Source organism: Chryseobacterium sp. HNCC26DJ241, from assembly GCF_057180505.1.
The window spans coordinates 1-11,981 of the sequence record NZ_JBXUGL010000052.1; the positions used below are offsets into that span (position 1 = coordinate 1).

Sequence of the window (11,981 nt, forward strand, 5' to 3'; positions counted from 1 at the left end):
GTAAGAGCTCAAAAATTTTTCAGAATAACTTTTTAACTTACACAGTTAGTGAGACACTACCGTTAAGGAGTTAAGGAGCAACTATTTAGACCTCCTTTTAACCCTATCGGGTCTTTACTTATATAAGTTCCTGTATTAGGGGCGCAATACCTAAATCTGTTGTAGGCAAGTCCCGTCTCTTCATCATAATACTGTCCTTGATATAGAAATGGGATAAAATCGTTACTTCCCTTTCTTGGGTTACCATAAATAATATCTAATTCTCTTTCCCAAACTTTTTCTCCTCGTTCATCGTAGGCTTGTATTGGAGTTCCCAAGTAATCAGAGATAATGCCGTATTTTTCATCGCCTATTATTTTTGCACTTGGATTAAAATTAGTAAGATCATACACCCAAGTTACAAGATTATCCAAAGGCTCTTCTTTATCATAACCCACTTTGCCTTTATTGTCAACAGAAAGTTTTGGTCTTTCATCTACACTGTAATTCCATTCATGTAAAAGAACGTTTCATAAATTACTTTTAAACTAACTATTTGATTCAAAAATAGAAAAAGTTAACCTTTTTATTAAATTCGTTCATAAAAAGGTTATTTAAAGTTTTCTCCTCGAATTTATTACCAAAAAATTCCCAAAGTGAAATTTTCCCAAACAAAGAAAGTAATGAACTGAAATTTTGATAACCAATTGTTTTTTCTTGAGGATATGTTTTATACAAGTTTCTCATTCTATTAATAGACTTTAAATCATTTTCTATTAAATGTATTAAGTAATTAGTATCATTGTTCAATACACTAATAAATTCTATATAAAAATCGTCTAGGTTTTCTTTATTTTTGTTAGCTAAATTAGCTAGATAATCATTATCCCATCCTAATAATTTACCATTTATAAACTCTATATACATTCTACTATAATAAAATAGGCTACTTTTTTCTAATGGAATAATTTTTTGAAATTTATCTAACTTAAACTCGTTTATGAAACCTACTAAATCATATTTAGTTGCAATTAAATAAAGAATAGACTCTAGAATATCATACATATGTATGTCTTTTAACCTTTTACGATGATTAAATAATGTATAAATATTTTCGGAATATAAGAGTGCTTGATTTTGTAAATCTGATAAAGGAATATCTGAACAAAATTCCAATTGTAACAATGATTTATTGTTTATAATATCCTTTTTCTCAATTAACGATTCTTTTAATAATTCTAAGCTATTTTTTGTAGAGTAGAAAAATCTTACATCATTCACATTTATCGATTTGTAATATTGTTTTGCTATTTTGATTCCTAATCTTGGTTTTCATCAAGTTTTTTTATATCATCGTAAAACAAATAATTAAGCCAAAACTCATTATCAAACTTCAATTTGCCTGCTAATAAATCTTCCGTCTTTTTTTTCCATTCCTTAACTTGTGGCAAGATATTGTTATCATCTTTTTCTAAAAGATTTTTTATTCTTAAAGAGTATTTTTGAATATTATTACTATTATATACATCACCTATAAAATAATATAAACAATGAATAAAAAATTCTTTTTTAGAACAGTTTATATCATTAGCAAAATTGTAAACCAAATCATCATTTTTGCCATTCATTACATAATAATCCCAATCTGATGCTGGCCATTTCTCGTTATTTTTCAACCAAGACAATATATCTTCATTATCTGGATCATATATATTTTTAATCATTTTATTATATATTTAATGGTAATTAGACTTAAACTGAGGATGAGTTTCATCAATCGGAAATAAATGTAACCCGTCATCTTTTGGAATTATAATAGCCCGTTCTGCCGGAACTATTAAATACGTTTTTTCTCCCTTAGGAAGTTCTGGATATGATCCAACAGGATTGTGTACTACATGACCATCTCCTTTATCAATATCAACAACTTGTACCCCTCCTTTTGAAAAATCATATTTATCGGCAGTTTTATATATCGCATCTTCTGATAACCATTGTCCTTGTGGATCACCACTTCTAGCTGCCCTGGAAAGAGCTTGGTTTAATGTTGCATCTGGTGCATGAACCCCTCCGCTTAAATCACTTGGACGAATTTTAATAGGATCTAGTCCGAAAATGTCAATCCAATTATTACTATTCTTTACATATGCATATAAATTAGGGTTATGCCCCATCAATCCTATCGGGTCTTTACTTATATAAGTTCCTGTATTAGGGGCGTAATACCTAAATCTATTATAGGCAAGTCCCGTCTCTTCATCATAATACTGTCCTTGATATAGAAACGGGATAAAATCGTTACTTCCCTTTTTTGGCTTACCATAAATATCTAACTCTCTTTCCCAAACTTTTTCTCCACGTTCATCATAAGCTTGTGTTGGTGTACCTAAGTAATCATTAATAATAGCATACGTTTTACCACTTACTATTTTTGCACTTGGATTAAAATTATTAAGATCATACACCCAAGTAACCAGATTATCTAAAGGTTCTTCTCTATCATAGCCAACTTTATCTTCGGTATCAACAGAAAGTTTTGGTCTTTCATCTAGATTATAATTCCATTCATGTAAAAGAACGTTTCCATCCCAAAGATAACGGTTTATTTTTCCATTGGCAATTTTTGCGGTACGTCTTCCTAAAGCATCATACTCAAACTCTACCAAGCTGCCGTCTGGTTTTTTTACGGCTTTCAGCATTCCATTAGCAAACCAGATATATTCCCAATCGCCTTTTTGCCATTGCTGTTGAGAAATGGTATCTTCAACTTGTTGCTCCTTTAAACGTTTGTAATTCTCTTTGTCCTCCTGAGTATATTTTATGTCTGTACGAAGGTAGTAGTCCAATGTTTTGGGACTAGGCTTTTCTTCTTTTACCTCATCTATAAAGAATGAGAATTTCTTTGGTTTTTCTTCCTTCTGTATCCTGTTAAGCTCCTGCGTATCCTGAATACGTGATGTTTTCAGCCTCAAATTGCCATGAGCATCGTATAAATAATACCATTTTTCGTCTTTCAGTAATTTTCCGCTTTTGCCATAGATACGGTCTTTGCGGTTTTCCGTTTTATAGAGATTGCCTACTTCATCAGGATTTTTCAAGAGGGTTTCACCATTGTCATATTTAGCCCCTGCAAGACTTCCGAAAGTATCATAAGCATATTCTGTTTTTCCTCCTGTAAGAACATTCATGGCAGATTGCAGACGGTTACCTTCAGCCCACTGATATTGGTTGTGTAGTTTTTTTGTATTTCCGGAGGTTACTTTTTGACTTACAGGTCTTCCTGCATGATCATATTCCATTTCAGAGGTAATTCCTCCAGTCATTGCTCTGGAAATTTCCTGTCCTGCATTATTACGTTTCAGCACCATTTGCCAAGCCTGATCATGATTTCCTGTTCCGGTAATGCTATTATTGGCAGTTACCTGAGAAAGGTAGCCAATATCATCATACGCATAGTGTACCTCTGCTCCTAAAGAACTTTTCAGGTTTTGGAGATTTCCTGCTTCATCATACTGATATTCTACAAAATGTTCTCCCTGTATTTCTTTGGTTACCAAACCCAACTGATTACGTTCAAACCGTACTTTTGCCATGGGATTCATAGCTTCTTCCAGTAATCCGCTTTTGTTATATTGGAAAGATTCCCAGAATCCGTCATTATAATTGGTGTACACCAATCTTCCGGCAAGGTCATAATCATAAAACACCTGTTTCCCATCTGAAAAAACAGTACGTACTACTTGTCCATCCGTATTTCGGGTGTATTTTTTCTTTTGTCCGTCGAAGCCTGTTTCTTCTATTACAGCATCATTCTTATCTCTTAAGAAACGATACGTTTCATTTTTTTCATTTCGTATTGAGGAGAGATTTTCATAGGCATCGTATTCAAAATGCAATACCGCTTTTTTATCGGGACGCATAGCAGAAGCTCGGCTTTGTTTTTTAAGACTTCCCATAGGCGTGTATTCCATTTGCCATTCTTCCTGTCCGTCAGTAGCAAAAACAGGAAGATCATATGCATCGTACTTAAATTTCAAAGGTTTCTGTCCAATATCATACACTGCTTTTACACGCCCCATTTTATCGCGTTTCCACAATGATCGTTTTCCCTCTTCCGGAATATAAGCAATCAGTCTTCCGTACTCATCATAATTCCATTCTTGTTTTCTTCCTTTGTTTGTAGTGGTTTCTATTACCTGACCAAATTCATTATATTTCCAATGAATTTCCAGTCCTTTTTTATCTATAGCCTTATAAGGTAAACGTTTATCTTCTTCATAAAAGTAATTTATCTGATTTCCATCTTTGGCCATATAGGATATCAGACGGTACAATTTGTCATATTCCCAATATTCTGAAACTCCTGAAGGTTCTGTTCTGGAAAGTAATTGCCCCCGTTCATTATAAGAATAAGAAAATTTTTCGCCATCAGGTGTGTGATAGGTTTTAACATTTCCATATTCATCGTATTCGTATCCAACAGTACGTCCTTCGGGAGAAGCAGTCATCATTTTTTCGTTATGGGCATTGTGTTCATGCCATGTTTCTCCGCCCAAGGCATCTTCTTCCAGATAGATAATCTGGTCGTCATCATAATGTATTTTTTCTATCTTTCCTGCAATTTCGGGATAGATGATTTCATTATATCCTTCCTCGGGATGATATTTTATAATACCATGCTGAAATTTGTCTATTCCAGTGGTTTCTATTACTCTTCCTTCTTTGTCATAGACAAAAGTATAGATCATGTCATTTCTATTGGTACGTTTTACCAATAGGTTATTATTATCAAATTCAAAAATAATACTTTTCCCAAAAGCGTCTGTGACATGGATAAGATTACCTTTTTTATCATATTGATAAGAAACTTGTAACTCGGTTGCTCCTTTATAACTATAGAAAATTTCAGTTATTTTATTTTTTCTCTCGTTGGCTTCAAATATTAATTTTCTTCCTGCTCCATCAGTAATTCGAGCCAAAACATTATACTTACTATTTTGGTATTCGAACTGCAACCTTGTTCCGTCTGCATATTCTATATGGGAAATTCTGAATATTTCTCCTATTTCAGCATCATGAAATCGTGTATAGGAATAGGTATTCTGATTATGAATGATAGTCCATTCCTGAGAGGAAGGACGGTGCATCTCAATCTTTTGGGCACGATAATAGTAAGGTTCATCATCAATATCCGTCATGGGAATTGGTACTGCAATAAGCTCATCCGGATGATTCCATGCAGCGATTTCTGATTCTTCATCAGGAATAATTTTCAGATCAAAACTATTGAATATGCCTTTTCCAAACATAGAGTCAAACGGTTTATCACTATGCCAAGCATTATTACATTTAATAGGTTTGCTTCCTAGCAATTCAAAATCACCCCATTCAAAAGTAAGAGCACCAGTAACAAAATTGATTGGATCAAACCCGTGCTTACATAGTTTTTTGGAAAGAGGATTGTTCTTACCGAATATTTTTCTTAATACGTTATTATTTATATTTTTAAGGGCTTTTGTTCCTAAAGCCTTCATTTTTCCAGCCAGCTTGGTTTTTGCGAATGCCCTTCCCATTTTTCCCAGTGCCTTGCCTATCAATTGGGTTACTTTTCTCATGATAGCCATTCCTGCAAAACGCATTGCATATTCTGCAAGGGTATAATTATGAGGCAAGAATTGCCCTCCCACTAACACAGGCTTCCCTGTATTGATCTGAACATACATTTTGAGGAATCGACTATAGAATGCAAAATAAGCTAAGGGATTTTTTTTTATTTTATTGGGCATCGTAGGTAGAGGTGTCAATCCCACAGGCGGAGACCAACAGGTCAAGACATGATTAGGCTGATTACCACTCAATTCACTTCCTTGTCCTTTTACTGTTTTAGAACCATAATACACTTCTCCTTCATGAGGAGCCATTGGTTTATCTACAATTTGATAAACAGGTATCATGCCGGTAAGATGCTGCCAAGGAATTGCTACTCCCATAACACTTGTTGTAGTAGTAGCTTTATGTCTTCCATGTACATAGATAGAGCCTCCCATTGGCATACTAAAAGGTTGTGGCGGTTTTCCAACTTTAATGAAAGGGATGGAAATTGTAAAATGGATATAGTCCATCGGATCAAAAATAATCCCAACAAATGCATGAGGAAGAGGTAACGGAATCCAATTGAGAGGCGTAACCGTCCAATGAAAATCTACACCCAACACAAAATCAAAGTGTTTACTTACATGCTGAAAAGCTGTATTTGCCATTCCGGGTTTGGCTGCTTTGAGAAGTTTTACCTTTGAAGTTTGGCTACCTCCAGGTTCTCCACCACCAGTACCGCTTGATTTTCCACCAGTTGTAGAATCTTCTTTCTTATTAGAAGAAAAACTAGTAGTTATTGTTGCCGACTTTAAAGAATGGTCGGTACTCATATCTGGTTTTTGAGCTTTTACCAGTATTGGTTTAGGATTTTTCTTATTTGTGCTTTCCATCTCAATTTTTATTGTAGTTAGATATTTCTTCAGGGACTTTAATCCTATTCTCCCAATCATCTCCAAAGTAATTTTTCATCTTCTCATTTATCCTGTAAGACCTTGAATCATTTTTACCATAGATATTTATAAGTAAAGAGGCAGTGTAGGCAACACTGCTTCCTTCCAATTCTTCCTTTTGCAACAAATCGGTAAGTTCTACACATTTTTCATATTGGCTAACAGCCTCGGATTTTTTATGACTATATTCGAATAATTGTCCAAGAATTCTATGAGTTTCAATTTCCAATAAAACATCGTTATTCTCCTGAGCCAGTTTAACCACTTCTCTATACTGTTCATATGCTTTTTCTCTTTTGGAATTCATAAGAAAGTAACCTGCATAAGAATAATGAACCTGTGTTTTTATTTGGTAATCTCCTGCATTTTGAGCATCATTAAGAGATTCTATATAAGTTTTTTCGGCTCTATTATATGCACCCTGTGCCAATGAACTTTGGGCAAATATCATTTGTGCCAGTATTTTTCCCTGAATAAAATTTTCCCTTGTCGCCAATCTCATAGCCTGTGAAAGAGTAATATCTGCATCTTCGTATTTTTGCTTGCTTAAAAATGTACTGGCTTTTAAAATAAGCTGTTGCAGGTCATTATCTTTTGCTCCTTTTGCTCGGTTGGTATTAGCAGCAGTTTTTTCCATTAGATTGTTAATGTCTATCGGACAGCTCCAAAAATGAGGTTTATGAAAGTTTTTAATCGTTCTAAACTGATGATGATCAGTAAATACTAACTTTATAAAGTTTTGAGCTTTATTTTCATTTATTATTTCACCACATTCTACAATCCATTTTTCAAAACCTTTGGGATTCTTTATTGCTGTTGGAGAAAGATGGATGAAAATTTTGTTTTCTTTTAATTCAGGATAAATATTTACTAATTCTAAAAGTGCTTTTATGCATACATATGCATCTGTTTTCCTATCTGAATCCATTTTAGGATTCCACGAATCTTCTATGTCATAATGTTCTTTCCATTCCTGAAAAACACTATACCACTCTTCAACTAAAGAAATTCCATATTTATTAGGGTTTTCGAAGGACTGATAATGTATCATATATACATCTTCCGTTTTTGAATCTTCAGATAATTGATATTTAAAATAGGTTTCGAAAATTTGAGTTTCATGTTTATCTCCCAATAAAACATAAGTAGAGGCATTGGGATTTTTTTTTAGTTCTTTTTCCCATTTTTTGCCCATCTTAAACATTTCAAAGTGAACAGAATTCATAGTCTTTAATTCAAATCAATTTCACCTGATGAAACTTTCACGCTGGTTTTTCCACCTATATTAACTTTATCTCCTCCTACATTGACTTCTGTTTCTCCTGAAGTAGTGAGGGTTTTTGTACCAATATCTAATGTGCTTGCTTCAATAGCAATTCCTGAAGTAGGAACTGCATCTTTTCCCCCAACACCAATACCAATACTACTTGTACCACCAATTCCTATATCCTTTCCATTGATAAGAATTGTACCATCTTTCAATAAGGTTATTGATGATTCTCCACAAAATAATGTTATACTTTCATTGGCTACTAATGAAGCATTTCCTTCTCCGTCAAGAGTAAAATCAATAGTTCCTTTATCTGTTAAATTTACACTCCCTTTATTATCATCCATATGAAGTTTATTTCCACTGGCCGTTTGTAGTCCTTTGATGTAATTTCCAGCTCCCCCTTTTCCCGCGCTTTCCTTTCCATTAAACATCGCCCCAAACACAAATGGTCTCTCAGCATTGCCATTATCAAATCCTACAATCACTTCTTCTCCAATTTCGGGTATGATATGCATTCCTTTTCCTTTTCCGGCATAAGGTGTTACTACTCGCAACCAAGGAGTTTTAAGTCCTTGCTTTTTTTGCCATGGAAACTGTACCCGTATCATTCCTTGTGGATTGTCATTATCTGTAACAATTGCTGCTTGTTCTTCACATTCGGGATATGCTGTCTCATCAAAATAAGGAGAAGTATATAAATCCGGAATTCCTACAAATTCGTTATAGTAATTATTTCCATCATGAAAATGGCGAATCTCCAAAATACGATATGTTTCCATTGCCTTTCCATTAATATCCTTCAATTTTACTCTACCTCCAACCATTACTTTAGGTGTTTTGCTTCTTCCATTAATCATGACGAGGTTTTCTCTGCTTTCTCTCTGTCGTGTCACCATTTCTTTAAGATCCCGTTCTACATTTTGGTGAGAGGTGGCATTGAAAAGAGTATCCGGCTTTTTCTTGAATACATTTTTAGAAGCATTGATAGCAATTGCCTGAAAAGGATTTTCTTTATATTGTACCTGCACTGAACTGGATTCTTTTTCTTTTACTTCAGCCGAAATACTATCATAGCTTATATATTTGAATTCCTGTGGTTTTATGTTGAGTTCAAATTCTACGTCTATTAAATCTACATTTTCCTGAAGATCTACTATAGGCTGCACTTTTTTTCCAAATACAAGTTGTTGTCCGTTATAATAAAAATATTCTCCGTAACGTATAGCCAGTCTTTTAATAAACTGATAGTCTGATTCTTTATACTGTACTGTATAAGGAATCGGATATTGTGTATTGGGGTTTTCTACCAATACTTTTGCTTCATCTGGATATTCTGTTGTAGCTTTTTTGATGATATCTTCCAATGTTTTTTCTTCATAACTCTGGCAGTCCAATCCATTTTCCAGTAAGATACTCGGAGAATAACCACTGATATACAGAAAACCGTAGCCATTTTCTTTTTTATTACGAATATTGGAAACGATTCCATTGAACGTCTGGCTTATTGAACCGTATTGATGTAGATTAATACCAATCTTCTTTCCTAAAATATTTTTGGAGTTTTCCATCACATATCCTTCAAAGCTATCTAAAGCATCATCCATAACCTTGATAAGAAAATTATCATGATCGTTGGTTTTTTGTTCAAGGCTCAACGAAAAATTTGATTTTTCTAAAAAAGGATTACCGTCTAATGTAAGAGTACAATACACCAGAATATTGTCTTTATCATTCAAAAAGTCTTTGAAGGTTTTGAAAGAAGTGTACTTTTTGATATCCTCAGGATGGTTTAATCTTCCAGTTGCGGCATCTGTTCCTATTGCATTATCATCTGTAGAAAAGCTCTTAATTACTTTTTTTATGGTGTCCTTATTCTCAATGACTTTATTGACAACCGGATTATCTAATTTTTTAGAGATTTCTTCCGAAATTTTGTTTTCAACAGCATTTATGCCTTGCTGTTTCAATCCATCCAAACCTTCACTTACAGAAGGAACATTGGGTGTTCCTCCGGTTGGATTGATTTTTGGGGTGTTTTTGTTTTCCTGAAAAGACATATTCGTTTATTTTAGTATTTTTAATTATAACACTGATAGACAAAGGACTATCTATTGAAGATTTTTTTTGATTTTACTCTTTCCATGTTTTCTCATGGATCGCTCCATTCACATCGAATTTCTTGGCGATAAGACGCATCTCAATTTGCAATGGCTCTTCATTGCTGGAATTAAAGGTTTCCACAAAATTGATGCAATACGCTTTCTCAAAAGTGAGCTCCTGAAGTTTGCTCATCGCATCTCTTCTAAAAAATGTGATCTTACCATTCTTGGTTTGATTGTGATCCAACATCCAGCCCAATAATTCCGGATTTCCGGTGCTTTCTATGCGGATGAAGATTTCACCACCTTGAGGCATTCCCTGTGGTTTTCCGGTTCCGTCCGTAGCTTGGGTAAAGCTGTATTTGCACTCTAAAATATTGTACGTGTTGCCGTCTAATTCTAATTTTGATAAAAAGGACATAATTTTTTATATTATAATTTATTTTTTTTAGTTCTAATAAGCTTACCTTCTCTATAAAATGTACTAATGGATTCTACTTTTTCGCTTCCATATCCAACTACATATTCATAATGCCAACCTTCCTTTTTTTTGTTTTTAAATGAACCTTCCCATATTAAATTATTTTGTCTATCATAATATTTAATATAACCGCTACCTTCATTTCCTAAATAAGAAGTGAAAATTTTTTCCCCTGTTTCTGAAAAAACAACAAAATCATTTATATAGTTACCTTTTTTGTCTGTTTCAAATTGTATATGTAATTTTCCTGAAGGGTAGAACTCCTTCTGGATTCCTACTAATTCATCATTGGAATATTTTTTTTCTTCTAATACGTGTCCGGTTTTCCGATCAAAGGTTTTATAATTAATTAATATCCCTTGTTGCGAATAGAATCGTTCTTCGTCTAGTACACTTTTCCCTTCTAAAATATTAACATAACTTTGCCATATTTCAGTTTTTTTTCCATTCATAAGTTTCCCTTGCTCATAAGATTTATCCGAATTATATAATCTACAATAGCCTTCGTTTTTTATTTCAGATAAATTATCCACAGATATAGAATCTTTCTTATGCTTAAAAGATGAATCCGTATAAAAAATAAGTTTTTTCTTATCTTCTACATTTTTGCAGGATATAAAAAATACCAGTAGTAAAATCAAATTTTTATACATTTTATGGTCTAAAAAATTTAATTTTTTCGTTATTTATTTCCCTACTTCCAATAATCCAATTGCTTGCATCGCATCTTTCATCTCCATTTCCTGATGCGCCTCTACCAGCTCCTCTTGAGCAAAATTCATCATCTTCAAGCCATTGATTTCTTCGTACTCTTGTCACAATTTCTACATGAGTGCCATTAAATGCAGCGATATCTCCTCTTTGTACATCATCTTTCTTTACAGCTTTCAGCTTTACTCCTTTCCATACTTGATCGGCCGAAAGATATTTCCCTGAATCCATTACATTTGTGTAACCTGCCATAAACAATGCTTCTCCTAAAAATAAATTGCACGACCATTTTGCATTCTTACCATAAAAAACAACCAAATACCCTGATTCCCATTTATCATATGCTTTTTTTAATGCTGAATGATCAGAATCCTTTACAATTCTATTATCTTCAAATCCTGCCAATAACAATAAATATTTCTTTTGTGTAGAAACAAACCAATTATTATCCAACCATTTTTTTGCAAAACCGACAGAATTTACTGGAAATTGAGGAGGCTTTCGTTTTGCCCCCAATAATTCACTATTCTTTGTCAAAAAATATCCTTTTTCTTGATAGAAATCTCTATAACTATCCATGATGATATCATTATTGGCTAAATCTTCTGCTGCTTTAGCTAGTTTCTCGCTCATAATTTTAATCAAAATTTTTGTCAGGGTTTATTTCTATAACATATAAAATCTTTCCTTTTTCTTTTAAATTCATTCCAATTCTTATAAAAAATAGTATATCTGTATGTTTTTTAGCTCTTTTGCTTGACTTTACTATTTATATGGAATTTTTAACACTTATTCTAAATTGAAAATAAAAGCACATAAGATTCCTAATTATGGGATAATAAATGGATAGATTTTGTGATTTTTTCCAATTTTTAGAATTCTTCATTAAAATG

9 protein-coding genes are annotated in these 11,981 nt (G+C 33.3%); all 9 read right to left on the reverse strand.

Annotation, left to right across the window (positions count from 1 at the left end; all coding sequences use genetic code 11):
* Positions 1-62: 62 nt before the first annotated feature.
* Positions 63-437, reverse strand: a complete 375-nt coding sequence (locus AC2A1C_RS15145; RefSeq protein WP_484026747.1) for an RHS repeat domain-containing protein — start codon at positions 435-437, stop codon at positions 63-65.
* 103 nt (positions 438-540) lie between these two features.
* Entirely contained in the window at positions 541-1,260 is a 720-nt protein-coding gene (locus AC2A1C_RS15150; protein ID WP_484026749.1) for a hypothetical protein, read from the reverse strand.
* 38 nt (positions 1,261-1,298) lie between these two features.
* Positions 1,299-1,703, reverse strand: coding sequence for a hypothetical protein (locus tag AC2A1C_RS15155; protein WP_484026750.1), 405 nt, complete (start codon positions 1,701-1,703; stop codon positions 1,299-1,301).
* Positions 1,704-1,715: 12 nt separating this feature from the next.
* On the reverse strand, positions 1,716-6,464 hold the full coding sequence (locus AC2A1C_RS15160) for an RHS repeat-associated core domain-containing protein (RefSeq protein ID WP_484026751.1): 4,749 nt from the start codon (positions 6,462-6,464) through the stop codon (positions 1,716-1,718).
* Between the two features lies 1 nt (position 6,465).
* A complete protein-coding gene (locus AC2A1C_RS15165) occupies positions 6,466-7,719 on the reverse strand; it encodes a tetratricopeptide repeat protein (RefSeq protein ID WP_484026752.1) in 1,254 nt (417 codons plus the stop codon).
* A gap of 35 nt (positions 7,720-7,754) precedes the next feature.
* On the reverse strand, positions 7,755-9,854 hold the full coding sequence (locus AC2A1C_RS15170; RefSeq protein ID WP_484026753.1) for a type VI secretion system Vgr family protein: 2,100 nt from the start codon (positions 9,852-9,854) through the stop codon (positions 7,755-7,757).
* Positions 9,855-9,927: 73 nt separating this feature from the next.
* A complete protein-coding gene (gene tssD, locus AC2A1C_RS15175) occupies positions 9,928-10,317 on the reverse strand; it encodes a type VI secretion system tube protein TssD (protein WP_484026755.1) in 390 nt (129 codons plus the stop codon).
* An 11-nt stretch (positions 10,318-10,328) separates the two neighbouring features.
* Positions 10,329-11,030 carry a hypothetical protein gene (locus AC2A1C_RS15180; RefSeq protein WP_484026756.1) on the reverse strand — a complete coding sequence of 234 codons (702 nt, stop codon included), beginning with the start codon at positions 11,028-11,030 and terminating at the stop codon, positions 10,329-10,331.
* Position 11,031: 1 nt separating this feature from the next.
* Positions 11,032-11,721: a hypothetical protein gene (locus AC2A1C_RS15185; RefSeq protein ID WP_484026758.1), complete on the reverse strand. Its 690-nt coding sequence runs from the start codon at positions 11,719-11,721 to the stop codon at positions 11,032-11,034.
* Between the last annotated feature and the right edge of the window lie 260 nt (positions 11,722-11,981).